Source organism: Paludibacterium sp. (assembly GCF_019232825.1).
Taxonomy (GTDB): domain Bacteria; phylum Pseudomonadota; class Gammaproteobacteria; order Burkholderiales; family Chromobacteriaceae; genus Paludibacterium.
In genome coordinates this window covers 1-23515 of sequence record NZ_JAFAND010000006.1, presented here as the reverse complement: position 1 = coordinate 23515, position 23515 = coordinate 1, and the positions used below count along the sequence as shown (strand labels likewise).

Genomic DNA, 23515 nt, shown 5'->3' with positions numbered 1-23515 from the left:
CATGAAGCTTGCCGTTTTGGGTGCTGGCGCCTGGGGGTCCGCCCTGGCGATCGCCTTCTCCCGTCTGCACGACGTGGTGTTGTGGTCGCGCGACGGCGCGCATGTGGCGGAGCTTGCCGCAGCGCGCGTCAACCAGCGTTACCTGCCGGACGCGCCCTTTCCCGAGCGGTTGTCGCTAAGCGCGGATTTGCCGCGCGCCATTGCCGATGCCGATCTGATTCTGATCGCCACGCCGATTGTCGGACTACGCCCGACGCTGCGTGCGCTGAAGGCTTCGTCGGCCCGGCTTGCGCCGCTGATCTGGGCCTGTAAGGGCTTTGAGGCCGGCTCCAGCCTATTGCCGCATCAAGTGGTGGCGGAGGAAATGCCGCTACACCATCCCTGTGGGGTGCTGTCCGGCCCCAGTTTTGCCCGCGAGGTGGCCGCAGGCCTCCCTGCCGCGGTGACCATTGCTTCCGACGACGCTGCCTTTGCCGAACGCATCGCGCGCGAGTGGCACAACCCGCTGTTGCGCCTCTACGCCAATGACGATCTGGTGGGGGTCGAGGTCGGGGGTGCGGTCAAGAACGTCATGGCCATCGCCACCGGGGTGGCGGATGGACTGGGTTTCGGTCTCAATACCCGTGCAGCGCTGATCACCCGCGGACTGGCCGAGATCACCCGTTTGGCGGTGGCGCTTGGCGCCAGTCAAAAGACCATGATGGGGTTGGCCGGCATGGGCGACCTGATTCTGACCTGTACCGGCTCGCTGTCGCGCAACCGCCAAGTCGGCCTCCGCCTGGCCGAGGGTTTGCCATTGGCACAAATTCTGGATGAGCTGGGGCATGTCGCCGAGGGGGTGCCGACCGCGCGCGAGGTGCTGACCATGGCCGAGCGGCTGGAAGTGGAAATGCCGATCACCGCCGCGGTGTGCGGGCTGCTGTACTACGGCGCGGCGCCGGAAGAGGTTGTGGACGGATTGCTCAGCCGGTCGCCAAAATCCGAATCTTAAGATAACAATTCTGTCTATGACGCCTCTCTCTCTTTACGTCCTGACCTATAACAGCGAGAAGTATCTGGATCAGGTATTGTCTGCCGCCGCGCGTTTTGCCGACGATTTGCTGATCGTCGACAGCGGCAGCACCGACGCCACGATGGATATCGCGCGCCGCCATGGCGCCCGGATTCTGTCTCGCCCTTTCGACAACTTTGCCGCGCAGCGCTGTTTCGCGCAGAGCCAATGCCTTCACCCGCAGGTGATGTTCGTCGATAGCGACGAAATTCCGAGCGAAGCGCTGATTGAGGCCATGCAGGAACTCAAGGCCGCCGGTTTCGCGCATGATGCCTACCGGGTTCGTCGTGATTGGGTCGTGTTGGGTCGGCCGGTTCATGCCTGTTACCCCGTCGGCTGCCCGGATTATCCGGTCAGAATCGTCAGCCGCGACACAATGAGCTTTGACATGGCCGGCGTGCATGAGTCGCCTTGCGGCGCGGAAAGCACGGGCCAAATCGAGGCCGCACTGGTTCATCAAACTTTCGAGACCATGCAGGAGATTCGGCGCAAGCTGGATTTCTATACCGACCTGTCGGCGATCGAATTGCTGCGTAAGCGCAAGCCGCTGTTGCTCATGGCGATCCAGCAGCGCACCAGCGCGATCGGCGCCTTTCTGAAATGGTACGTGCGTAGCCATAACTGGCGGGATGGTTGGGTCGGCCTTGTCCTGGGCGGTTATGCCGCCGCCTACACCTATCACAAATATCGCAAGGCGCGGCTGCGGCTCAAGTCACCGTCGTAGGGGGCGTTGCGCTGCGTCGCCTACCCGCGGCGCATCCGTCCTCTTTGCTCAACGCGGCGTGCTTTGGCGCACCGTATCGATCATTGCCCGTTCCTGACGTTCCCGCTCTTCCGCTTCGGCCTGCGCCTGGGCGGCGGCGGCCGCCGCCTGCTGCTTGGCGGCGGTTTCCGCGGCTTCCAGCGCTTGCATCGCCGGGCGCATCTGCTCGAAGTTGAAATCGTCCAGCGTGTCGCGTAATCGCTCGGAATACAGCACGTTGTTGTCGGCGTCGGCGATGATGATCGCCGGCGCGGTGTAGCCGGCCAGCGGATACTCGGTGATGAGCACGCCGAAATGCTTGTGGAAATCGCGTCCGCGTAGCGTGGACAGCAGCATGGCGCGCGGCAGTCCGCGTTCCTTGCGCACACGGCGCAGCGTCGAGGGCGAGTCGACCGTGATCACCACGGTCTGCAGCATGGGCCAGCGCTCGAGAAAGCGTAGCGTTTCGCGCAGGAGACGAGCGCCGCCATGCTCTTCCTCGTCATGGGACAACAGGGTGATGATGGCCTTGGGTAGGCCGGTGAACTGGGCTAGCGCCACATCGTTGAATTGGTCGTCGACCAGCATGAAGCTCGGCAGATGGCTGCCCTGCACGGGGAAGTCGCCGATGAGCGGCAGGATGTCTTCGCCATACAGGAGTCGGAATTGATTCATAGCGAACTCCTTTAACCATGTTTCTCTCATGGTGGCGCTCGCCGGGGCAAAAAACAAGAAAATCGCGCGGCTTACGGATAGAACCAGTACAGGCTGTAGCCTTGGGCGTGCACTTTGCCGACGTCGAAGCGCATGACGATCTTCTCCTCGCTGTTGGCCTCGAAGCGCTTGAGCTTCTGACTTTCCGGCTTGAGATAGTCCTGCGGCGTGAACACCTTGCGGATCAGGACTTGATTGTCGGCGTCCTTGAGCGTGACTTCCAGCATGGGGAACGCTTGCGGATAGGCAGCGTGATTCTTCAGCGTAGCCGAGAGCTGCACCAGGTTGGTGTGCTCGGGCACGAAGGACAGTTCGGACCATTCGGTACGGATGTACTCCTGGTCGGTCGGGTAGGGGACGGTGCAGCCGAACTTCTTGCACAGCCGCTCGAAGGCAGGGCGGGTATCCGGCGCCTGGGCGGCGATCTGCGTACGGTTGACGTAAATCAGCTGCCCGGCGAGCAGCAGCAGTCCGATGAGCGAACCCAACAGCACCAGCACGGTGGTCAACGGACGCTGGCGCGGACGCGCCGCCACTTCGGTGGGCGCGGGGTCGAACGCCGGTTTGTTCTCGTCGATGCGCGTGCTTTCCGGTAACGGCGCGGGCGCCTCGTCCTCCTCGGTGGCTTCCTCGAACCGCGGGGTACGCCGGGTTTCCAGCACCGCCGGCAGGTCGTCCTCGTCGATCGGCCGTACCATGGCGTCACGCGCCGATTCCTCGGCAAACGGTCCGCCGACCGGCGCATTGCTACTCGGCTGCTGATGCAGCGCTTCGTTCAGCGCCTGCTGAAAGGCCTCGACATCCGCCATGGACGGCGCACCGCTATCGACGGGCTCTTCCTGCGGGGCTTCAGGCAGGCTGACCGCCATCGGATCGAAGTCGGGCACCTCCAGCTCAAAGTCGTCGATGTCCGCCACGGCGGCGGCCGGCGCCTTCGGTTCGGGCGCGGATGGCGGCGGGGTGACGGGCGCAGGGGCGGGCGCTTCAGCGCCTGCCGGCGCGAGCAGATGGTCGATGGCGTTGAAGACATGGGCACAGCGCCCGCAACGCACAAGACCTTGTGCGACGGACAATTGCGCGTCACTAACCTTGAATCGGGTCTGGCAAGCGGGGCACTGTGTTGTTTTGGTCATACCGTTTGTCGTCGCGTTCCGGTGAGTCGGGTCCATCCCTCGTCGAAGACCGGCGGATCCATATCGAACCAGCTGGCGTACATCGCCGAGAGTTCTTCTGCCTGTTCGGCCAATATGCCGGACAGGACGATTCTACCACCGGTTTTAACGTGATTGGCTAGCATGGCGCCAAGCAGGCGCAATGGATTGGCCAGAATGTTGGCCAACAGAACGTCGACTTGTACTTGCGGCAAATCGTCGGGCAAGCAGAACGTGGCGGATACGCCGTTTTGCGCCGCGTTGTCGCGGCTCGCGCGGATGGCCTGCGGATCGATATCGACGCCGATGGTCTCGCCGGCGCCCAGTTTGAGCGCGGCAATGGCCAGAATGCCCGAGCCGCAGCCGTAGTCCAGCACCGTCGCGCCGGGCGTCAGGTGGGCGTCGACCCATTGCAGGCAGAGCCGGGTGGTCGGATGGCTGCCCGTGCCGAACGCGAGGCCGGGGTCGAGCTGGAGGTTGACGGCGTTGGGGGCCGGCGCCTCGTGCCAGGTCGGGGTGATCCACAACCGGTCGGAGATGCGGATGGGCTCGAACTGCGATTGGGTCAGACGCACCCAATCCTGCTCCTCGATGCGCTCGGTGCCGAAGACCGGCAACGGCAACTGGCACGCGTTGGCGGCGGCGGCGATCACCAAGCCGACCTCCACGTCGTGCGCGAACAGCGCGATGATGCGGCTTTGCGTCCAGAGCCGCTCGACCGGTTCGCCCGGCTCGCCGAAGATCGGTTCTTCCTGCGCGGTGCCGGCCCAGGCATCCTCGATGGCGGCCGACAGCGCGCCAGCCTCCATTAGCGCATCGGCGAGCCGTTCGGCGACTTTGGAGTCGGTGTCGATGGTGGCTTGGATCCACGCCATCAGATCGACCCCTTCTTCAGTTTGGCGAGCCGCTCTTCCAGATAATGGATGCTGGTGCCGCCGCGGACGAAGGTCGAGTCCATGAACAGCTCCTGGTGCAGCGGGATGTTGGTCTTGATGCCGGAAATCGCCATTTCGGACAGGGCGACGCGCATGCGGGCGATGGCCTGGTCACGGGTATCGCCATAAGCGATCAGTTTGCCGATCATCGAGTCATAGTGCGATGGCACTGTATATCCTTGATAGATATGTGAGTCGATACGGATACCGGGGCCGCCCGCCGGGTGATAGCCGTCGATCTTGCCCGGCGACGGGATGAAGCTGAACGGGTCTTCGGCATTGATCCGGCACTCCATGGCATGGCCGCGGATGACAATATCTTTTTGCTTATAGCGCAACTTTTCGCCTGCGGCGATGCGGATCTGCTCTTGGACGATGTCGACGCCGGTAATCATCTCGGTGACCGGATGTTCGACCTGCACGCGCGTGTTCATCTCGATGAAGTAGAAACCGCCGTTTTCGTACAGGAATTCAAACGTGCCGGCACCCCGGTAGCCGATGCGGCTGCACGCTTCGGCGCAAACCTGGCCGATCTGATGGCGCTGCTTGTCGGTAATGCCCGGGGCCGGCGCCTCCTCGATGATCTTCTGATGGCGGCGCTGCATCGAGCAGTCGCGTTCGCCGAGGAAGATGGCATTGCCGTACTCGTCGGCCAGCACCTGAATTTCGATGTGGCGCGGCTGTTCGAGGAATTTTTCCATGTAGACCGTCGGGTTGCCGAAGGCCGCCTCGGCTTCGGCGCGGGTCATGCTGACCGCGGTCAATAGCGCGGCCTCGCTGTGCACCACGCGCATGCCGCGTCCGCCGCCGCCGCCGGCGGCCTTGATGATCACCGGGTAGCCGACCTTGCGGGCGGTGCGGACGATGTCTTCCGGGCTATCCGGCAGCGCTCCTTCCGAACCGGGGACGCAAGGCACCTTGGCGGCCAGCATGGCATCTTTGGCCGATACCTTGTCGCCCATCAGGCGAATGGTTTCCGGGCGCGGACCGATGAACACGAAGCCGGATTGCTCGACCCGCTCGGCGAAGTCGGCATTCTCGGACAGAAAGCCGTAACCGGGGTGAATGGCTTGGGCGTCGGTGACTTCGGCGGCGGCGATGATGGCCGGAATGTTCAGGTAACTCTTGCCCGACGGCGCCGGGCCGATGCAGACCGATTCGTCCGCCAGCTTGACGTACTTGGCTTCGCGGTCTGCCTCGGAATGCACGACGACGGTCTTGATGCCCATTTCGCGGCAAGCCCGCTGGATGCGCAGGGCGATTTCCCCGCGGTTGGCGATCAGTATCTTTTCAAACATATTTGCGTGTCCGTATAAGGTCGGAACAAACAACAAGGGCACGCTCGGTCGTGCCCTGTCATCGCGATATTGGCGTTCGTCGCTTACTCGATGACGAACAGCGCTTCGCCGTATTCGACCGGCTGGCCTTCCTCGACCAGGATCTTGGTCACGGTGCCGGCGCGATCGGATTCAATCTCGTTCATCAACTTCATGGCTTCGATGATGCACAACGTGGCGCCCACTTCCACCTTGTCGCCCACGTCGACGAACTTCTTCGCGCCGGGGCTCGGCGCGCGGTAGAAGGTGCCGACCATCGGCGACTTGACCACTTGGCTCTCGTCGTAAGCCGCGGCGCCTGCGGCAGGCTGGGCGGCGGGCGCGGCCGCGACCGGTGCCGCGGCGGGGGGCAATTGCATGGCGTTGATCGGTTGGGCGTAGGCGATCTGGGCATTGGCCGATACGCGGGTAATACGCACCTTTTCCTCGCCTTCGGTCACTTCCAGTTCGGCAATGCCCGATTCTTCGACGAGATCGATCAGTTTTTTGAGTTTACGCAGGTCCATGAATTGTCCTTCGAATGTTTTTCTGCGGATACGAATTAGACTTGCTCGCCCAAACGGGCCATGGCGTGGGTCAACGCCAGTTCGTATCCCTGAGCGCCCAGCCCGCAGATGACACCGATTGCCAGATCCGAGAAGTAGGAGTGATGGCGAAACGGCTCACGGGCGTGAACGTTGGAAAGATGTACTTCAATAAACGGCACCTTGACGCCAGCCAGGGCGTCGCGCAGGGCGACGCTGGTATGGGTGAAGGCGGCCGGATTGATGATGATGAACTCGGTCTTGTCGCCCGCGCAGGCGTGGATGCGTTCGATCAGCACGTGTTCGGCATTGCTCTGCAGAGCGTCCAGCTCGAAACCGGCTTGAGCGGCCTGCTTTTTCAAGCGCTGATTGATCGTGTCCAGCGTGTCTCGACCGTAGTGCTGCGGCTCTCTGGCGCCCAGAAGATTCAGGTTTGGGCCGTGCAGCACAAGGATTTTTCGGGCCAAGATGTCGGGTCCTTCAGTTAAATAATGGGCCGAAGTTTGCCGCAAATGTCGGCAAGATGTCCAGCTTTGGCTGAAATTGTTTCAAAACGATTTCAGCGTGCCCACCTGTCGGAGCCCCGGGGAATGGAGCGAAAGCACTAGTTTAACCGCATTGTCCGGGGTGTGGCTATTGTGCGCCAACGTCGGTGGCCGGCGTTGATCTGCACCAAGGTTTTTCGAGGCACGCGGCGAGGGGCGCGCGGCCAGCGTCGTTCACAAAGGGTTTGCAGACGGCCCCTAAACCCGTGCCGGGCAAGACAAGCATAGGTATAATCTCACGGTTTCAAGTTTGTGGATCACCATGCATATCTCGGAATTCGACTACTTTCTGCCCGAACACCTGATCGCCCAGCATCCGCCGGCCGAGCGCGGCGCGAGCCGCCTGCTGCACGTCGCAGGCGCCGAGCTTGACGATCTGATGTTTGCGGACTTCCTCGCTGAGGTCGGGCCGGGCGATGTCATGGTATTTAACGATACGCGCGTCATCAAAGCGCGTCTGTTCGGCGAAAAGGCCAGCGGCGGCCGTGCCGAGGCGCTGATCGAGCGGGTGTTGGACGACCACACCGCGCTGGCGCACGTGCGCGCCTCGAAATCGCCCAAGCCGGGCACGCGGTTGATTTTCGCCGAACGTTGGCAGGCGGAGATGGTCGAGCGGGTCGGCGACCTGTTCAAGCTGCGTTTTCTGTCCGAGACGCCGCTGTTCGATATTTTGGCCGAGTCCGGCAAGCTGCCGTTGCCGCCTTATATCGAACGTGGCGCCGACAACGAGGACGATGAGCGTTATCAAACGGTGTACGCGCGCGAACAGGGCGCGGTGGCGGCGCCGACCGCCGGCCTGCATTTCACCGAGGAGATGCTCGCCAGTCTGACGGACAAGGGCGTCAAGCTTTGCCGGGTGACGCTGCACGTCGGCGCCGGCACCTTTCAACCGGTGCGGGTCGACGATATCCGCGAGCATAAGATGCACAGCGAGATCTACGAGATTCCCGCCGCCACCCGCGACGAGATCGTTGCCGCGCGTCGGGACGGTCGGCGCGTGCTGGCGGTGGGGACCACCAGTTTGCGCGCGCTGGAATCGGCGGCACAATCGGGGGAATTGCTGGCCGGCCGCGGCGAGACCGAGATTTTCATCACGCCGGGGTACCGTTTCCGCGTGGTGGACCGCTTGCTGACCAACTTCCATTTGCCGAAGTCGACGCTCTTGATGCTGGTGTCGGCCTTCGCCGGCATGGAAACCATCCGCGCCGCCTACCGGCACGCGGTGGAACACGAATACCGCTTCTTCAGCTACGGCGACGCCATGCTGCTGGAAAAGCGGGCCGATTGACACGACGGAGGACGGGGGCTCATGGCCGGATTGAAAAAAGACAGCGCGCATCCGCGCGAACTGTGCCTGCACACCCGCACCCGGGTATTGGAAATCAGTTTCGACGACGGCGCGCGGTTTGAACTGCCGAGCGAGTATCTGCGCGTGTTTTCGCCCTCGGCCGAGGTACGCGGCCATGGCGCCGGCCAAGAGGTGCTGCAGACCGGCAAGCGCGAGGTCGCCATCACCGCGGTGGAGCCGGTGGGGCAGTACGCGGTGAAGCTGGTGTTCGACGATGGCCACGACTCCGGCCTCTATAGCTGGGACTATTTGTATGAGCTCGGCCGCCGCCAGGCGGAAAACTGGCAGGACTATCTGGATCGGCTGGCGGCAGCGGGCGCGAGCCGGGACCCATAAACGCAGGCGAATCGGACGTAGCATGCGTTCGCCAAGCGACGCATGACCACAAAAAACGGAACCTAAGGAAGCGCGACATGGAGAAAACCACGCATTTCGGTTTCAAGACCGTGGCGGAAGACGACAAGGCGCACAAAGTGGCCGAGGTGTTTCACTCGGTGGCGAATAAATACGACGTGATGAACGACCTGATGTCCGGCGGGTTGCATCGCGTCTGGAAGCATTTCACCCTGACCACTTCCGGCGTGCGCCGCGGCGACCGCGTGCTCGATATCGCCGGCGGCACCGGCGACCTGGCGCGCGGCTGGGCCGAGCGCGTCGGCAAGGAGGGCGAGGTGTGGCTGACCGACATCAATAGCTCGATGCTGACCGTCGGCCGCGACCGCCTGCTCGACCAAGGGCGGATCTTGCCGGTGGCGCTCGCCGACGCCGAGAAGCTGCCGTTCCCGGATAACTACTTCGATTGCGTGTCGGTGGCTTTTGGCCTGCGCAACATGACGCATAAGGATGCGGCGCTGGCCGAGATGTGCCGCGTGCTCAAGCCGGGCGGCAAGCTCCTGGTGCTGGAGTTCTCCAAGGTGTGGAAGCCGCTCGCGCCGCTGTATGACCTGTATTCGTTCAAGGCGCTGCCGCTGATGGGCAAACTCGTGGCCAACGACGCCGACAGCTACCGTTATCTGGCCGAGTCGATCCGTATGCACCCCGATCAGGCGACGCTGCGGCAAATGATGCTCGACGCGGGTTTCGGCAAGGCCGACTACCACAATCTGACCGGCGGCGTCGTGGCGCTGCACAAGGGCTATAAGTTCTGAGCGGCTGGGGAGGCGACATGCATCCGACTGTGCAAAGCTGGCTGATGTTGGCAGGCGCCATCGCCGCCGAGGTCACCGCCACGAGTTCGCTGAAACTGGCTCAGGGCTTTACCCGTCCGCTGCCATCGCTGGTGGTGGCGGTCGGCTACGTCTTGTCTTTCTGGCTGCTGGGGCGGGTGGTGCAGCGGCTGGAGCTGGGTCTGGTCTACGCCGTCTGGTGCGGCGTCGGCATGGCCGTGGTGGCGGTGGTGGGCATTGCCGCCTATGGCGAGAGCGTGACTTGGCTGAAATTCGCCGGCATCGCCTGTATCACCGTCGGCGTCGTGGTCTTGAGCTTCGCCAAATCGTCGGCCTAAGTCGCGGGGAGCGCACCATGCAACCGGTTCTTGCCTTGTTCAATCATGTACTTGGCCAATACCCGGCGTTGCGCGCCGAACTGGCCGAATTGGCCGGCCGGCGCGTGGCCCTGGCGCTGCCGCCCATCGCCGTGTCCGGCGTGATTACCGCCGAGGGCTGGCTCGCGGCGAGCGCCGGCGAGCCCGAGGCCACGGTGCGCGTCAAGCCGGTGGCCGCGCTGACGGCGCAGTGGGCCGGGCGGACGCCCGATTTCGCCGATCTCGAACTGAGCGGCGACGCCGAGCTGGCGCAGCGTTTCGGTCACGTGGCCGGACAACTGCGCTGGCTGCCGGTGGAGGATCTGTCGCGCGTGCTGGGGGACGCCGGCGCGCACCGCGTCGAGGGCTGGGCGCGCGGCCTGGCCGGTTTCAAGGGCGAGGTGGCGGCACGGCTCATGGATAGCTGGATCGAGCATTTGCGCGACGAAGTGCCGCTGTTGGCGAACAAGCGCGATGTGGAACACTTTGTGGCCGCCGTCGACACCTTGCGCGACGACGCGGAACGACTGGAAAAACGCCTGGCCCGGCTGGAAGCCGCGCGCGGGCAGGGGAGCGAGCCGGAACAACCGGCCGGATAACCATGCGGATAACACGCGCCTACAAGATCTTCGCCACCTTCTACCGTTTTGGCCTGGACGACTTTTTCCGTAGCCACTCGCGCCTGAAATGGGTGCATGCGCTGTGCCGGTTCGTGCCGCTGCCGCGTCATCGCGGCGATAGCCTGCCGGTGCGTCTGCGCCTGGCGCTGGAGAGCCTGGGGCCGGTATTCGTCAAATTCGGCCAGGTGCTGTCGACCCGGCGCGATTTGCTGCCGACGGCGTTCGCCGACGAATTGGCCAAATTGCAAGATAAGGTGCCGCCCTTTGACGGCCAATTGGCGCGGCGGGTGATCGAGACGGGTCTCGGCCGGACGCTGGATCAGCTCTTCGTCGATTTCGACGACGTGCCGGTGGCCAGCGCCTCGGTGGCGCAGGTGCATCATGCCTGGCTGCGCCAAGCCGACGGGTCGCGCGGCCGGGAGGTGGCGATCAAGGTGCTGCGTCCGGACATCCTGCCGGTGATCGAGCAGGATCTGGCGCTGATGCGCACATTGGCGCGCGTGGTGGAAGTCGGCTTCCCCGACGGCAAGCGCTTGAAGCCGGGCGAGGTGGTGGCCGAATTCGACAAATACCTGCACGACGAATTGGACATGATGCACGAGGCGGCCAACGCCTCGCAGCTGCGGCGCAATTTCCAGGACTCGGACATGCTGTTGGTGCCCGAGGTGTTTTACGACTATACGGCGCGCGAGGTGCTGACGCTGGAATGGATGCGCGGCACGCCGATCGGCCAGATCGACCGCTTGCGCGCCGACGGCGTCGATTTGAAGAAGCTGTCGCGCTTCGGTGTGGAAATTTTCTTCACCCAGGTGTTCCGCCACGGTTTTTTCCATGCCGACATGCATCCGGGCAATATCTTCGTCGCCGCCGACGGCCGCTACATCGCGCTCGACTTCGGCATCGTCGGTAGCCTGACCGAGGTCGACAAGCATTATCTGGCGGTGAACTTCCTCGCTTTCTTCAACCGCGATTATCATCGTGTCGCCACCGCGCACATCGAGTCCGGCTGGGTGCCGGCCGATACCCGCGCCGAAGAGCTGGAAGCCGCGGTGCGCACGGTATGCGAGCCGTTCTTCGAGCGGCCGCTGTCGCAGATTTCCTTTGGCTTGGTGTTGCTGCGGTTGTTCGAAACCAGCCGCCGCTTCAATGTCGAGATTCAGCCGCAGCTGGTGTTGCTGCAAAAGACGCTGCTTAACATCGAAGGACTGGGACGCCAGCTCGACCCCGACCTCAATTTGTGGGACACCGCCAAACCGTTCCTCAGCAAGTGGATGAACGAGCAGATCGGCTGGCGCGGCTTCGTGCGCGCGCTGAAAAACGAGGCGCCGCAATGGGCGACCACGCTGCCGGCGCTGCCGCGCAAGCTCAACGACGCCTTGGGCGGACGGACGCAAGACATGCTGGTGCAAAGCTATGTGTTGTTGATGAAGGAGCAAAAGCGGCAGAATTTCCTGTTGACGCTGATTGCCATCCTGCTGGTGGCGCTGTTGGCAAAGGGACTGTTATAAGGGGATGGATATCCCCCATCCTGGCCAAACGGTTTAATTTCTTTTTATTTCAATCATTTACTGTCTATATTCTGACACAGCAACCAGGCGCGTGCTGTTTTTGCGCGTTTGGAAAGAAAAGAAGCAAAAATGCTGACAGAATGAGGGACAGATGATGAACATTTCGCAGCGTCTTCTGACGACGTTACTGCTGGCGATGGTGGCTGTGCTCGTCGTCGGCGTCCTGGGCTTGTGGGAACAACAGCAAGCCAACGAACGCTTCAATTACCTGAAAATCAATACTTTCCCCAGTATCGCCACGCTCGATTTGGCGCAGGATGGCCTGACCCAGTCGCGCTTGGGGACTTACCGCCATATTCTCGATCCAACTGACGGCCAAAAAGCCGCCGATCAGCAAGCCATCGCCGCCGCCGACAAACAGATCGACGACGCGCTGGCGCATTATGGCAAAGAGCTGATTTCCAACGATGCCGATCAGAAGCTGCTCAACGAAGACCAGGCGCTGCTCGCGCAATACCGGGCGGCGCGCGGCGCCCTGCTGCAGTTGTCGAGCGCCCACAAGCAGGCCGAGGCGCAGCAGGCGATTCAATCGGGACCGATGAACGCCGCGGCGGATGCGCTGAGCAAAAAGCTGGTCGATCACGTCCAATTCAACTACGACTTGGCCGAGGGCCTGTCGCGCGATAATGCCGCCGCCTACCGCCGCGCGCTGATTCTTTCCGCGCTGATCATGGCCTTTTGCTTGGCGGTGTGCGCGACGCTCGGCGTGGTGTTGTTCCGCCATATCCGCATTAGCCTGAGCGCGATGCAGACGGTGATGCAGGACGTGCGCCGCTCGCTGGATTTCCGCTTGCGCGTGACCACCCGGCGCCACGATGAAATCGGCGCCACGGCCGAAGCCTTCAATGGTTTGCTCGATCAGTTGCAGAACAGCTTGCGCGACGTGCGCCACAGCGTGACGGCGATCGACGAGACGATCGCCGCCATGGTGACCAACACCACGCAGATCGCCAAAAGCTCGGAAGTGCAAAGCGAGGCCGCGGCGACGATGGCCGCCTCGGTGGAGCAGATGATGGTCAGCATCAGCCATATTTCCGACCGCGCCCACGAGGCGGCCGGCCAGACCAGCGCGGCGGGGGATACGGCGGCGCAGGGCGGCCAGGTGATCTTGGCGACGGTGGACGGCATCAGCTTCGTGTCGGCCTCCATCCGCGATGCCGCTGTGCGCATCAATCAGCTGCAAAGCGACAGCCAGACCATCGCCACGGTGATGGGCATCATCAAGGAGATCGCCGATCAAACCAACCTGTTGGCGCTCAACGCGGCGATCGAGGCCGCACGGGCGGGCGACATGGGCCGCGGCTTCGCCGTGGTGGCCGACGAGGTGAGAAAGCTGGCCGAGCGCACCGCCAAATCGACCACCGAGATCACCAGCGTCGCCAGCAAGATGCAGCTGGGCACCAAGGAGGCGGTCGGCACGATGGAGCAGGTGGTGCTCAAGGCCAATCAGGAGGCGGATAGCGCCCGCGCGGCCAACGAGGCCATCGTGCGCATCCAGGACAATACCCAGCAAGCGATGCAATTGGTCGGCGACATCTCCAGCAGCATTACCGAGCAGACCAGCACCAGCCACACGATTGCCCAACGGGTGGAGCAGATTGCCCAGATGGCGGAGGAAAACGCCAGCGCCGCCGGCAGTTCGGCGAACGCGGCCCAGGGGCTGCAGCAGCAGGCGCGCGCCATTTTGCAGACCGTATCGCAATATCAGGTGTGAGTTGCAAAACGCCCTCGTGTAGCACGGCCCTAATCGGCGAAATGCTTGAGATAGTCCGCCAGCGGTTCCAGACCCACCTCGGCCCGGCGCTGGTCGACCGTGCCGGGGTCTTGAATCGGATGCGGCGCCGGCTTGCCGTCGGCGCCGATCTGGATCTGCGAGCCGTAGCGCTGCGTGCGCCCTTCGCGAACGTCGATGCGATCCTCCAGTAGGGCGAGACTGCTGGGCCAGGCGTCACCGGCGCGCACCGCCGCGCGCAAATCCTCCACATAGCGCTTCTGCATGGCCAAATCGGCGTGCTGCACGATCAGAAAGGCCGCCCGCGCGGCTTTGACGCCGGCGGTTCTGAATCCGGGCCAGCCGTGTTGGTCGACATAGCGCTGCAAAAGCTGCTGGTTGGCGAGGTCGAGTTCGTGCTGGCGCTCGGCGTCGCGCAGCGATGGCTTGCGCTGGCGGCGGTAGCGCTGGTCGTCGCGTCCGGCGCTGACCAGCGCCGCGATGTCGTCCATCCATGCCTTGCTGACGGCGCGAGTGTGAATCCGCGCGCGATCGGTTATCAAGGTCAACGCCATCGGTCCGCCGCCGGTTTCGCGGATGGTGACTTCGCCTTCCGCCAGCGTCGTATGCGCGTTCTCCTCGGTGACTTTTCGCGCGATGACCTTGATTTGGGCGCAAGGCGGGAAGAGCAGGGTCGTTGGTTGACCTGACTGCGTCAGCTCGACCTGGGTTTGCCGGCAGGGTTCGGCCTGGGCGCAGACGGCGCAGGCAAGCGACAAAATGAAAAGACGTTGGGGGCGCATGGCGGGGGCTCCTGGAAGGGGGAAGGAGTTCCGAAGCTAAAAGCCCTGGCGGGAGGGGTCAATGCGGCGTGGTGACGGTGCTATTTTCAGTATTTTCTGACGGTTATGCGCTCTTGTCCTTTGGCTCCTGGCTGGCTATTGTGGGGCTCGCGGCCCCAAAAAAGCCGCTAAAGGGCGCGGGCCCGGGGTGGACTAGACCCCGAGCCCGCTGACCACACCAAATCTGCAACCCTTAAACAAAGGAGAATTGATATGGCTATCTGCCATCGTACTGCAACCCCCACCGCCGTTTCAAACCGCGACCTCCGGCAATTGCCGCTGTTCGCTCTGATCTCGGAATTGTGCGCGCCGCGCGCGGGCCAAGCCGATCCCGGCGTGTGCCGGCTGATCGTCGACAGCCGTCTGCCGTGGTCGTCGCTGCGTGTCGATTCGGAGCAATCATGGATGTATTTGCCGCAGCCGGTGCGAACCCGGCGCGTGGCGGGATGCGTGATCTTAACCGCCGAATAAGGCGCTAACCGAGGCGGGCGGCTTAGCCGCCCGAACGGGACTCGGTGTTAGGGCTGTGCGGCGCCCCATTGTTCCAATCGCGAGACCCAATGATGAAAGCGCGCACACTGGGCGCGGATTTCTCCAAGTCCGGCAAATTCGATTACGTCAGGGCCATGAAGCTTTTTGTCATAACCGGGGAACAGTGCTTTCAACCGGTGCGAGGGACTGGTTTCCGGGCGATCATTGACCTGCTCCGGCGACCCCGCTTCTCTGACCATCTGCGACATGGATTCGTGCTGCTGGTGTGTCCCTTGCAACCACTGTACGCACTGTGACGGAACCGCGAAAAGCAGGGCTTCAAATTCGTATTGCTGTACATAGGGAAGGAATCGCCGTTGCTGTGGAGCGTCGAGCAATGACGCCATGTCGGCTTCCAGCGCCGCCACGCTACGCCCTTCCCTGCCTTTGAAGCCATAAAAGTCGTAGAGCGTGCTGACACGGTCAAAGCTGCCAAGCAACGGCGGCAACACGGTCCGGATTTTGTCGATGCAGACGTTGCCGCGCAAATCGACTGCAGTAACATGAATCCCTGAAATTTCCAAATGCGTTCGTAGTACCCGATTGACGAATTCCCGCTCAGTCGCTCCTTCGACACTGATCCCTAACCGTATCATTCGGGTGTTCCCCCCAACACGTTCATTTCCCAAATCTCGCCGAGTTTGTACTGTTCCAGCCAGTGAGCGACCTCTTGCTCTTGAAGGCGGCGGAAGCAAGATTCATTGCCGATTTGATCGACGACGACCAGATCTTGCCAACCGAACTGGTTGGCAAGCGTAACGGACTGTGTTGAAGCAATGATTTGAGTGCGCTCGCTGACTGAACGCATCATGGCCGCCAGTAATTGCATGGCAAAGGGGTGTAAACCGAGCTCTGGTTCATCCAGCAAAATCATGGTCGGCAAGGTAGGCTGCAAGAGCAGAGTCGTCAGGCAGATAAAGCGCAAGGTGCCGTCCGATAGCATCGTGGCGTCGAAATAGTCGTCACTGCCTTTATGCTTCCAGCGCAACCGGATCAAATCGTTGGCTTCCGGTTGAAACACGAAGTCGTGGAAGAAGGGCGCTACGCGCTTAATGGTGTGGACAATACGTGTGTAAGCCTCGGTGTCTCGGATACCGTACAGATAAGCGGCCAGATTCTCCCCATGTGGCATCAAGCGGGCATTTTCGTGAATGCTATAGGCCATTTTGACTTTGGCGGTATCGCTGGTGTCGTGGAAGTGATAAACCTTCCAGTCGTTGATGTACCTGGAAACGTGATGGGCAGGGGAGAGGCTGCCCGGCCGAGGCAGGCCGGATTCCAGCGCCCCGGCGCCGGCCAAGGGGTGCTGTTGGGTGCCGCCCGAATAATTGATCTCTTTTCCATGGAAGACCGCCGTCTCCATGGCGAAAACTAAACTGTCGTCTGTTGTTGGGACGAGCGTCGCCTGATAACTGTTGGGTGGGAAATGCAGGTCGATTTCCAGTTTCGTAGTGGTTTTTCGGCCAAAATACAGCGTCCTGTCCGCGCCATTCAGTTGCGTGCGAACATACAGTTGCAATTCCTTGGCTTGCAAGCTGTTCATGAAACGGAAAAAACCAATGAAGTTCGACTTGCCGGCGCCATTGGGGCCAATCAGGATGTTGAGCGGCGCCAAAGATAAATCCAGCGCGCGAATCGAGCGGAAACCTTTGAGTTTGAGATGTTGCAGGCGTCCTAACTTACCCATGATGCCATCCATGAAGTGAATGCAGCGACAAAACGGCATTGTGGCATGGTTGCGCATCGCATGCCGTTCTAAATAGCGCCAGTCCCGATGCTTCCTTACCCCAGCACCGCCAGCACCACCTTGCGGTCTTCCGCCATCAAAATATTGTAGCTGCGGCAGGCGGCGTGGGTGTCCATCACTTCGAAGCCGACGCGCGCCTCGGCGAGCTGGGCGGTCAGGCGCGGGTGAGGAAAACGCAGCGTGGCGCCGCTGCCGAACAGCACCACCTCGGGCTCGAACGCCAGCAGCGCCGCGAAGTCGGCGGCGTCGAGCGCGTCGAACGACACGGCCTGCCAGGGCGAGACGCTGTCCGGCGTAATGATCAGGCTGCCGCTGAAATAATCCTGGTTGATGCGGATGCGGCCGGCGTCGAAAGCGGTGATCACATTGCGGCCCTGCGCCGCGGCCTCATGTAGTTTCATGCCATTTTTCCATTGAAAATTAATATGCCCGCGCTGACGCGTTTAGGATAGGATTATAACTCGACCCGGCCTGGCGCGTGCGTCGGCCCCAGGGACAAAGAGCCATTATCAAGACAAGACGCGCTGAGCAAAAGGCGCGCCAAAACAAGTAGATCGCCATGCAGCCAGTCAAAAAATCGCAGAAGCTCGCCAATGTCTGCTACGACATTCGCGGGCCGGTGCTCGAACATGCCAAGCGGATGGAAGATGAAGGCCACCGCATTCTCAAGCTGAATATCGGTAATCCCGCGCCATTCGGCTTTTTCGCGCCGGACGAAATCATCGAGGACGTCATCGCGAATCTGCAGGACGCGTCGGGCTATTCCGATTCGCGCGGGTTGTTCGCCGCCCGCAAAGCCATCATGCATTACGCGCAGGAAAAGAAACTGCCGAATGTCGGGATGGAGAACATCTATATCGGCAACGGCGTTTCCGAACTGATCGTCATGGCGATGCAGGGCCTGCTCGACGTCGGCGACGAGGTGTTGGTGCCGGCGCCGGACTATCCGTTGTGGACCGCGGCGGTGAGCCTGGCCGGCGGCCGCGCCGTGCACTATCTCTGCGACGAGGAGGCCGGCTGGTTCCCCGACATCGAGGACATGCGCGGCAAGATCACGCCGAACACCCGCGCCATCGTGGTGATCAACCCCAACAACCCCACCGGCGCGGTCTATCCGCCGGCGCTCCTGGCCGAGATCGTCGAGCTCGCGCGCCAGCATCAGCTGATCATCTACGCCGACGAAATTTACGACAAGGTGCTCTACGACGAGGCCAGGCACACGTCGATCGCCTCGCTGGCGCCCGACGTGCTCTGCATCACCATGAACGGGCTGTCCAAGAACTATCGCGCCGCCGGTTTCCGCGTCGGCTGGATGATCGTTTCGGGCGAGAAGCATCACGCGCAGGATTATATCGAGGGCCTGAACATGCTGGCCTCGATGCGGCTGTGTTCCAACGTGCAGGGGCAGTACGCGATTCAGACCGCGTTGGGCGGCTATCAGAGCATCGACGATCTGGTGCTGCCCACCGGGCGGCTGGGGCGGCAGCGCGATCTGGCTTGGGAACGGCTCACGGCGATGCCCGGCGTCAGCTGCGTCAAGCCGCAAGGCGCGCTGTACCTGTTCCCGAAGCTGGATCCGAAAATGTACCCGATCGCCGACGACCAGCAGTTCATCCTCGAACTGCTGCGCCAGGAACAGGTGCTGCTGGTGCAGGGCACCGGCTTCAATTGGGTCAATCCGGATCACTTCCGCGTCGTGTTCCTGCCGAACACCGATGAATTGAACGAGGCCATGGATCGCGTCGAGCGCTTCCTGCACAACTACCGTCAGCGCCACGTCTAAACGAATAAAAAACGGAACCAGGAGATCGAGAGTATGAAACCAATCAATATCGGCCTGATGGGGGTCGGCACGGTGGGCGGCGGCACCGCCACGGTGCTTAAACGCAATGCAGAGGAAATCAGCCGCCGCGCCGGGCGGCGCATCCGCCTCTTCATGGCGGCCAACCGCGATACCCAGCGCGCGCGCGAACATGTCGGCCCCGAAGTGATCGTGGTCGACGACGCCTTCCAGATCGTCAACCATCCCGAGGTGGATATCGTCGTCGAATTGATCGGCGGCACCTCCATCGCCCGCGAGCTGGTGTTCAAGGCGATCGACAACGGCAAGCACGTGGTGACGGCCAACAAGAAGCTGATCGCCGAACACGGCAACGAGATTTTCGCCCGCGCCCAGGAGAAGGGCGTGATCGTCGCCTTCGAGGCCGCGGTGGCCGGCGGCGTGCCGATCATCAAGGCGCTGCGCGAGAGCCTCGCCGCCAACCGTATCGAGTGGATCGCCGGCATCATCAACGGCACCGCCAACTATATCCTGACCGAGATGCGCGAGAAGGGCGCAAGCTTCGCCGACGCGCTGGCCGACGCGCAGCGTCTGGGCTATGCCGAGGCCGACCCCACGTTCGACATCGAGGGGCACGACGCCGGCCACAAGCTGACCATCATGGCGTCGATCGCCTTCGGCATCCCGATGCAGTTCAGCAAGTGTTATCTGGAAGGCATCAGCCAGTTGTCGTCGAAAGACATCAGCTACGCCGAGGAGCTCGGCTACCGCGTCAAGCTGCTGGGTCTCACGCGCCGCACCGACGAGGGCATCGAACTGCGGGTGCATCCGACGCTGATTCCGGAGAGCCGGCTGATTGCCAACGTCAACGGCGTCAAGAATGCCGTGCTGGTCAATTGCGACGCCGCCGGGCCGACGCTGTACTACGGCGCCGGCGCAGGCGCCTTGCCGACCGCCTCGGCGGTGGTGGCCGACATCGTCGACGTGACGCGTCTGTTGGCGGCCGACCCCGAGCACCACGTGCCGCTAATGGCGTTCCAGCCGGACCAGCTGCACGATCTGCCGATCCTGCCGATCGACGAGGTGGTCAGCTCCTACTATCTGCGCATCCAGGCGATCGACCGCGCCGGGGTGCTGGCCAACATCACGCGCATTCTGGCCGAGGACGCGATCTCGATCGAGGCGGTGATCCAGAAGGGATCGAGCCATGACGGCGCGGCCGAGGTGGTGATTCTGACCCATCGCGTCAAGGAAAAACACGTCAACCACGCCATCGCCGAGATCGAGGCGCTCGACAGCATCGACGGGGCGGTGGTGCGATTGCGCATGGAAGAACTCAACGCCTAAGGAGCGCGCGATGGACTATATCAGCACCAGGGGGCGGCTCGCGCCGCAACGCTTCTGCGATATCCTGCTGATGGGGCTCGCGCCGGACGGCGGCTTGGTGATGCCGACGCATTACCCGCGCGTCGACCGCGACACGCTCGCGGCCTGGCGCGGCCTGTCCTATCCGGATCTGGCCTTCGAGATCGTGCGCTTGTTCGCCGACGACATTCCCGCCGACGATCTGCGCGACATCGTGACGCGCACTTACCGCGCCGAGGTGTTCGGCACGGCGGAAATCACGCCGCTGGCCCGCCTCGCCGACGGGCTGTTCGTGCAGCAGTTGTCCAACGGGCCGACGCTGGCGTTCAAGGACATGGCGATGCAGTTGTTGGGCAACCTGTTCGAGTACGTGCTGGTCAAGCGCGGGCAACAGCTCAACATCCTTGGCGCCACCTCGGGCGACACCGGCAGCGCGGCGGAACACGCGATGCGCGGCCGCGCCAACATCCGTGTGTTCATGCTGTCGCCGCACGGCAAGATGAGCGCCTTCCAGCGCGCGCAGATGTTCTCCTTGGCGGATGAAAACATCCACAATCTGGCGATCGAGGGCATGTTCGACGACTGCCAGGATATCGTCAAAGCGGTATCGAACGACGCCGACTTCAAGGCGCGCCACGCCATCGGCACCGTCAACTCGATCAATTGGGCGCGGGTGGTGGCGCAGGTGGTGTATTACTTCTACGGCTATTTCGCCGCCAGCGACAGCAACGATCAGAAGGTGAGCTTCTGCGTGCCCTCGGGCAACTTCGGCAATGTTTGCGCCGGCCATATCGCGCGCCAGATGGGCTTGCCGATCGACCGTCTGATCGTGGCCACCAACGAAAACGACGTGCTGGACGAGTTCTTCCGCACCGGCCGCTACCGGCCGCGCGCGGGCGCCGAAACCCAGGTGACCTCCAGCCCGTCGATGGATATTTCCAAGGCGTCCAATTTCGAGCGCTTCATCTTCGATCTGGTGGGGCGCAATCCGGTGGCCTTGAACGAGCTGTGGCGCGGCGTGGATAAAGGCGTGGGCTTCGACCTGAGCAGCTTGGAGGACGATACGCTGTTCGCCGAGGTATCGCGCCGTTACGGTTTCGTCTCCGGCCGCAGCACCCATGCCGACCGGCTGGCGACCATTCGCCAGGTGGCGGCGGAGGAACCCGCGCGCCTGCTCGACCCGCACACCGCCGATGGCGTCAAGGTCGCGCGCGAACTGCGCCGCCCGGGCGAGATCGTGGTGTGCCTGGAAACGGCGCTGCCGGCCAAGTTCGCCGAGACGATGCGTGAGGCGCTCGATCAGGACCCGCCGCGTCCCGCCGGTTTCGACGGTCTGGAAGCGCTGCCGCAGCGCTTCACCGTGCTGCCGGCCGACGTCGCCGCGGTCAAGCAGGTGATCGAGGCGAATACCTGAGGACCTTCTAGGCAAGCTTTGCCCCCTGTGGCGAGTGCATTCTACAATTTTATAGATTGCGTCGGCTTTAGGTGTGTGGAGGCGAGACGGTGAGCGAGCTCAAAGGGCTGGACGGACGGGCATTCGGCCTTCCGGGTAACGACATGCGTTTTCGCGTGCTCGCGGATCTCATGCCGCAGATCGTCTGGACTGCGGGTGCCGACGGCGCAATCGACTACGTCAATAGCCGCTGGGAGCGCTTGAGTGGGCAACCCTTTGCGCGCGAGGGCGCCGCGTCGTCGTTCGAATCCTGTCTACATCCCGACGATCTCCCCGCCTGGCGGGAGGCATGGCGTCAGGCGCGCGCTCAACAGGCGGCCTTTGAGCTGGTGGCGCGGCTCGGTCGGCCCGGTGAGGGACAGTGGCGGCGGCATTTGCATCATGCCGTGGCGGTTCTCGATGGCGCTGGTGCCGTCGCACATTGGTTCGGTACCAGCACGGACATTGGCGAGCCAATCGATGCTCAGCGCGATCAAGATCTGCGCGCCCTGCTTGAAGAGCGCTCGGCGGCGGCGCTGGCATTGAGCGACCATCTGCTCGCGGTGATGCAAGAGCGCCGAGCGGCCATGGCCCAACTCGAAGCGCAGGCAGCGCATCTCAATCAGGTCATCACCACGCAATCCCATTTGGTTCAAGCGGAGCTCGAACTCGAGGGGTTCATGACCATCGTGGTCGAGCGCATGCTGATGCTGACACCGGCGACCGGCGCGGTCATCGAGCTGGCCGATGGCGGCGAAATGGTCTACCGCGCCGCCAGCGGCGCCGCACTTCCTTATGTCGGCCTGCGTCTCGAGCTGGCAGGCAGTTTGTCCGGTTTGTGCGTGAGCACCGGGCAGGTGCTCGAGTGCGGCGATAGCCGTTCGGACCCGCGCGTGGACCGCGAGGCCTGTCTCCGGGTGGGGGCGGTGAGCCTGGTGGTCACGCCGCTGTTGGACCGCGGGCAGGTCGTCGGCGTGCTGAAGATTCTCTCCAACCGTCCCCATGCATTTACCGTTACCGATCAACAAACGGTGCAGTTGATGGCCGGCATGATCGGGGCGGCCCTGAGTCATCAACAGCAATTCAAATATAGCCAGCAACTGCTGGACGACCGCACGCGGGCGCTCAATGCCTTGGCCAAGGAAGTCGAGCGCCGGCGCCGTTCGGAAGAAACGCTACGCGCGAGCGAAGCACGCACCCGTCAAATCATTGAAAGCTCGGGCGAGGCCTTTCTGATGATCGGCAAGGATGGCACGGTGACCGATTGGAATCGCCAGGCCGAGGCCTTGTTCGGCTGGCCGCGCGAGGCGCTGCTTGGCCAGCGGCCGGAGACGGTATTGATCCCGCCGTCCGAGCACGTCCGGTTTTTGGATGCCGTGGCGCAGGCCTCGCGGCAACCGGATCAGGTGCAGCGGCTGGAGCTCGTAGCCAATACGCGCGATCGTGGCCCGCTTACCATCGAGATGGCGTTGTCCGGTATGCACATGGGCGACGATTGCCTATGCAGCGCGTTCTTGCACGACTTGAGCGAGCGCAAGCAACGCGAGGCGCGGCTGCGACACCTGGTCGAACATGACCCGTTGACCGGGCTGCTCAATCGGCGCGCGCTGGAGGCGCTGCTCGCACAGCAGGACGCAGAACTCGCCGACATGCCGTGCGCGCTGCTGTTTCTCGACTTGGATGGCTTCAAGACGATCAATGACCGATTTGGCCATGAAGCGGGTGACGTGTTGCTGAAACAGGTGGCCCAGCGTTTGCTGGGCGTGGTGCGGGAGGGCGATGCGCTGGCGCGGTTGGGCGGCGACGAATTCGTCGCCGTGCTGGCCAATTGGGGATTGACCGAACGCGCCGTGCGTCGGGTGGCGCAACAGATCGTCAAACAAGTGGCTCTGCCTTATGAACTGGGGAACGGCATGGCGGGCGAGATCAGCGCGAGCGTCGGCGTCGCCCTGCGCGCCGGCATGTCGCCGACGCTCACCGGCGCCGCGCTGTTGCGTCAGGCGGACGAGGCGATGTACCTGGCCAAGCGCGCCGGCAAAAACCGGCTACG

Annotated in this window: 24 protein-coding genes; 14 read left to right on the top strand and 10 right to left on the bottom strand. The window is 62.8% G+C overall.

Annotation, left to right across the window (positions count from 1 at the left end; genetic code table 11):
* The first annotated feature begins 1 nt into the window (after position 1).
* Together JOZ06_RS00610 and JOZ06_RS00605 are read left to right on the top strand one after the other, a co-directional pair.
* On the top strand, positions 2-991 hold the full coding sequence (locus JOZ06_RS00610; protein ID WP_293227680.1) for an NAD(P)H-dependent glycerol-3-phosphate dehydrogenase: 990 nt from the start codon (positions 2-4) through the stop codon (positions 989-991).
* A gap of 16 nt (positions 992-1007) precedes the next feature.
* Entirely contained in the window at positions 1008-1775 is a 768-nt protein-coding gene (locus JOZ06_RS00605) for a glycosyltransferase family 2 protein (protein ID WP_293227679.1), read from the top strand.
* 48 nt (positions 1776-1823) lie between these two features.
* Here the strand turns inward: JOZ06_RS00605 and JOZ06_RS00600 are convergent, their stop codons facing one another.
* From JOZ06_RS00600 to aroQ, 6 genes are all read right to left on the bottom strand, one after another.
* Complete coding sequence (locus JOZ06_RS00600; RefSeq protein ID WP_293227677.1) at positions 1824-2468, bottom strand: redoxin domain-containing protein; 645 nt, start codon at positions 2466-2468, stop codon at positions 1824-1826.
* Positions 2469-2539: 71 nt separating this feature from the next.
* A complete protein-coding gene (locus tag JOZ06_RS00595) occupies positions 2540-3640 on the bottom strand; it encodes a DUF3426 domain-containing protein (protein WP_293227675.1) in 1101 nt (366 codons plus the stop codon).
* Positions 3637-4533 (bottom strand): 50S ribosomal protein L11 methyltransferase, encoded by an 897-nt coding sequence (gene prmA / locus JOZ06_RS00590; protein ID WP_293227673.1) that lies wholly within the window; start codon positions 4531-4533, stop codon positions 3637-3639. The genes JOZ06_RS00595 and prmA overlap by 4 nt, the downstream gene beginning before the upstream one ends.
* Complete coding sequence (gene accC, locus JOZ06_RS00585) at positions 4533-5891, bottom strand: acetyl-CoA carboxylase biotin carboxylase subunit (protein ID WP_293227671.1); 1359 nt, start codon at positions 5889-5891, stop codon at positions 4533-4535. Before accC ends, prmA begins: the two co-directional genes overlap by 1 nt.
* An 83-nt stretch (positions 5892-5974) precedes the next feature.
* Positions 5975-6436: an acetyl-CoA carboxylase biotin carboxyl carrier protein gene (gene accB, locus JOZ06_RS00580; protein ID WP_293227670.1), complete on the bottom strand. Its 462-nt coding sequence runs from the start codon at positions 6434-6436 to the stop codon at positions 5975-5977.
* A gap of 35 nt (positions 6437-6471) precedes the next feature.
* A complete protein-coding gene (aroQ, locus tag JOZ06_RS00575) occupies positions 6472-6921 on the bottom strand; it encodes a type II 3-dehydroquinate dehydratase (RefSeq protein ID WP_293227668.1) in 450 nt (149 codons plus the stop codon).
* 340 nt (positions 6922-7261) lie between these two features.
* On the opposite strand from aroQ, the gene queA reads away from it, so the two are divergent.
* The 7 genes from queA to JOZ06_RS00540 all read left to right on the top strand — a co-directional run bounded on the left by queA (position 7262) and on the right by JOZ06_RS00540 (position 13771).
* Complete coding sequence (gene queA, locus JOZ06_RS00570) at positions 7262-8287, top strand: tRNA preQ1(34) S-adenosylmethionine ribosyltransferase-isomerase QueA (protein WP_293227666.1); 1026 nt, start codon at positions 7262-7264, stop codon at positions 8285-8287.
* Positions 8288-8308: 21 nt separating this feature from the next.
* On the top strand, positions 8309-8683 hold the full coding sequence (locus JOZ06_RS00565; RefSeq protein WP_293227664.1) for a DUF971 domain-containing protein: 375 nt from the start codon (positions 8309-8311) through the stop codon (positions 8681-8683).
* A 77-nt stretch (positions 8684-8760) separates the two neighbouring features.
* A complete protein-coding gene (gene ubiE, locus JOZ06_RS00560; protein ID WP_293227663.1) occupies positions 8761-9495 on the top strand; it encodes a bifunctional demethylmenaquinone methyltransferase/2-methoxy-6-polyprenyl-1,4-benzoquinol methylase UbiE in 735 nt (244 codons plus the stop codon).
* A 17-nt stretch (positions 9496-9512) separates the two neighbouring features.
* A complete protein-coding gene (locus JOZ06_RS00555) occupies positions 9513-9851 on the top strand; it encodes a multidrug efflux SMR transporter (RefSeq protein WP_293227661.1) in 339 nt (112 codons plus the stop codon).
* 17 nt (positions 9852-9868) lie between these two features.
* Positions 9869-10468, top strand: coding sequence for a sterol-binding protein (locus JOZ06_RS00550; RefSeq protein ID WP_293227659.1), 600 nt, complete (start codon positions 9869-9871; stop codon positions 10466-10468).
* 2 nt (positions 10469-10470) lie between these two features.
* On the top strand, positions 10471-11997 hold the full coding sequence (ubiB, locus tag JOZ06_RS00545; protein ID WP_293227657.1) for a ubiquinone biosynthesis regulatory protein kinase UbiB: 1527 nt from the start codon (positions 10471-10473) through the stop codon (positions 11995-11997).
* A gap of 151 nt (positions 11998-12148) precedes the next feature.
* Entirely contained in the window at positions 12149-13771 is a 1623-nt protein-coding gene (locus JOZ06_RS00540) for a methyl-accepting chemotaxis protein (protein ID WP_293227655.1), read from the top strand.
* Positions 13772-13800: 29 nt separating this feature from the next.
* On the opposite strand, the gene JOZ06_RS00535 is transcribed toward JOZ06_RS00540, so the two are convergent.
* Positions 13801-14571 carry a DUF6624 domain-containing protein gene (locus JOZ06_RS00535; RefSeq protein ID WP_293227653.1) on the bottom strand — a complete coding sequence of 257 codons (771 nt, stop codon included), beginning with the start codon at positions 14569-14571 and terminating at the stop codon, positions 13801-13803.
* A gap of 252 nt (positions 14572-14823) precedes the next feature.
* On the opposite strand from JOZ06_RS00535, the gene JOZ06_RS00530 reads away from it, so the two are divergent.
* Positions 14824-15081: a hypothetical protein gene (locus JOZ06_RS00530; protein ID WP_293227651.1), complete on the top strand. Its 258-nt coding sequence runs from the start codon at positions 14824-14826 to the stop codon at positions 15079-15081.
* A gap of 47 nt (positions 15082-15128) precedes the next feature.
* Here the strand turns inward: JOZ06_RS00530 and JOZ06_RS00525 are convergent, their stop codons facing one another.
* The 3 genes from JOZ06_RS00525 to JOZ06_RS00515 all read right to left on the bottom strand — a co-directional run bounded on the left by JOZ06_RS00525 (position 15129) and on the right by JOZ06_RS00515 (position 17289).
* A complete protein-coding gene (locus JOZ06_RS00525) occupies positions 15129-15737 on the bottom strand; it encodes a DUF4276 family protein (protein ID WP_293227649.1) in 609 nt (202 codons plus the stop codon).
* Positions 15734-16828 (bottom strand): AAA family ATPase, encoded by a 1095-nt coding sequence (locus tag JOZ06_RS00520; protein WP_293227647.1) that lies wholly within the window; start codon positions 16826-16828, stop codon positions 15734-15736. The genes JOZ06_RS00525 and JOZ06_RS00520 overlap by 4 nt, the downstream gene beginning before the upstream one ends.
* Positions 16829-16923: 95 nt before the next feature.
* On the bottom strand, positions 16924-17289 hold the full coding sequence (locus JOZ06_RS00515) for an MTH938/NDUFAF3 family protein (protein ID WP_293227645.1): 366 nt from the start codon (positions 17287-17289) through the stop codon (positions 16924-16926).
* Positions 17290-17447: 158 nt separating this feature from the next.
* On the opposite strand from JOZ06_RS00515, the gene JOZ06_RS00510 reads away from it, so the two are divergent.
* From JOZ06_RS00510 to JOZ06_RS00495, 4 genes are all read left to right on the top strand, one after another.
* Positions 17448-18671: a pyridoxal phosphate-dependent aminotransferase gene (locus tag JOZ06_RS00510; RefSeq protein WP_293227644.1), complete on the top strand. Its 1224-nt coding sequence runs from the start codon at positions 17448-17450 to the stop codon at positions 18669-18671.
* Between the two features lie 33 nt (positions 18672-18704).
* Positions 18705-20015 carry a homoserine dehydrogenase gene (locus JOZ06_RS00505; protein ID WP_293227642.1) on the top strand — a complete coding sequence of 437 codons (1311 nt, stop codon included), beginning with the start codon at positions 18705-18707 and terminating at the stop codon, positions 20013-20015.
* Between the two features lie 10 nt (positions 20016-20025).
* Complete coding sequence (gene thrC, locus JOZ06_RS00500; RefSeq protein WP_293227640.1) at positions 20026-21447, top strand: threonine synthase; 1422 nt, start codon at positions 20026-20028, stop codon at positions 21445-21447.
* Positions 21448-21536: 89 nt separating this feature from the next.
* Positions 21537-23515: diguanylate cyclase (locus JOZ06_RS00495; RefSeq protein WP_293227638.1), on the top strand; the 1979-nt coding region annotated here is incomplete at its 3' end.

Excerpts from the sequence above, each read along its gene's own strand:
- JOZ06_RS00595 (WP_293227675.1), bottom strand. The coding sequence starts at position 3,640 with ATGACCAAAACAACACAGTGCCCCGCTTGCCAGACCCGATTCAAGGTT.
- JOZ06_RS00540 (WP_293227655.1), top strand. The coding sequence starts at position 12,149 with ATGATGAACATTTCGCAGCGTCTTCTGACGACGTTACTGCTGGCGATG.
- JOZ06_RS00605 (WP_293227679.1), top strand. The coding sequence starts at position 1,008 with ATGACGCCTCTCTCTCTTTACGTCCTGACCTATAACAGCGAGAAGTAT.
- JOZ06_RS00565 (WP_293227664.1), top strand. The coding sequence starts at position 8,309 with ATGGCCGGATTGAAAAAAGACAGCGCGCATCCGCGCGAACTGTGCCTG.
- JOZ06_RS00535 (WP_293227653.1), bottom strand. The coding sequence starts at position 14,571 with ATGCGCCCCCAACGTCTTTTCATTTTGTCGCTTGCCTGCGCCGTCTGC.
- JOZ06_RS00505 (WP_293227642.1), top strand. The coding sequence starts at position 18,705 with ATGAAACCAATCAATATCGGCCTGATGGGGGTCGGCACGGTGGGCGGC.
- accC (WP_293227671.1), bottom strand. The coding sequence starts at position 5,891 with ATGTTTGAAAAGATACTGATCGCCAACCGCGGGGAAATCGCCCTGCGC.
- prmA (WP_293227673.1), bottom strand. The coding sequence starts at position 4,533 with ATGGCGTGGATCCAAGCCACCATCGACACCGACTCCAAAGTCGCCGAA.
- accB (WP_293227670.1), bottom strand. The coding sequence starts at position 6,436 with ATGGACCTGCGTAAACTCAAAAAACTGATCGATCTCGTCGAAGAATCG.
- thrC (WP_293227640.1), top strand. The coding sequence starts at position 20,026 with ATGGACTATATCAGCACCAGGGGGCGGCTCGCGCCGCAACGCTTCTGC.
- JOZ06_RS00610 (WP_293227680.1), top strand. The coding sequence starts at position 2 with ATGAAGCTTGCCGTTTTGGGTGCTGGCGCCTGGGGGTCCGCCCTGGCG.
- JOZ06_RS00600 (WP_293227677.1), bottom strand. The coding sequence starts at position 2,468 with ATGAATCAATTCCGACTCCTGTATGGCGAAGACATCCTGCCGCTCATC.
- JOZ06_RS00525 (WP_293227649.1), bottom strand. The coding sequence starts at position 15,737 with ATGATACGGTTAGGGATCAGTGTCGAAGGAGCGACTGAGCGGGAATTC.
- JOZ06_RS00515 (WP_293227645.1), bottom strand. The coding sequence starts at position 17,289 with ATGAAACTACATGAGGCCGCGGCGCAGGGCCGCAATGTGATCACCGCT.
- JOZ06_RS00510 (WP_293227644.1), top strand. The coding sequence starts at position 17,448 with ATGCAGCCAGTCAAAAAATCGCAGAAGCTCGCCAATGTCTGCTACGAC.
- JOZ06_RS00555 (WP_293227661.1), top strand. The coding sequence starts at position 9,513 with ATGCATCCGACTGTGCAAAGCTGGCTGATGTTGGCAGGCGCCATCGCC.
- JOZ06_RS00520 (WP_293227647.1), bottom strand. The coding sequence starts at position 16,828 with ATGGGTAAGTTAGGACGCCTGCAACATCTCAAACTCAAAGGTTTCCGC.
- ubiB (WP_293227657.1), top strand. The coding sequence starts at position 10,471 with ATGCGGATAACACGCGCCTACAAGATCTTCGCCACCTTCTACCGTTTT.
- ubiE (WP_293227663.1), top strand. The coding sequence starts at position 8,761 with ATGGAGAAAACCACGCATTTCGGTTTCAAGACCGTGGCGGAAGACGAC.
- JOZ06_RS00530 (WP_293227651.1), top strand. The coding sequence starts at position 14,824 with ATGGCTATCTGCCATCGTACTGCAACCCCCACCGCCGTTTCAAACCGC.
- queA (WP_293227666.1), top strand. The coding sequence starts at position 7,262 with ATGCATATCTCGGAATTCGACTACTTTCTGCCCGAACACCTGATCGCC.
- JOZ06_RS00550 (WP_293227659.1), top strand. The coding sequence starts at position 9,869 with ATGCAACCGGTTCTTGCCTTGTTCAATCATGTACTTGGCCAATACCCG.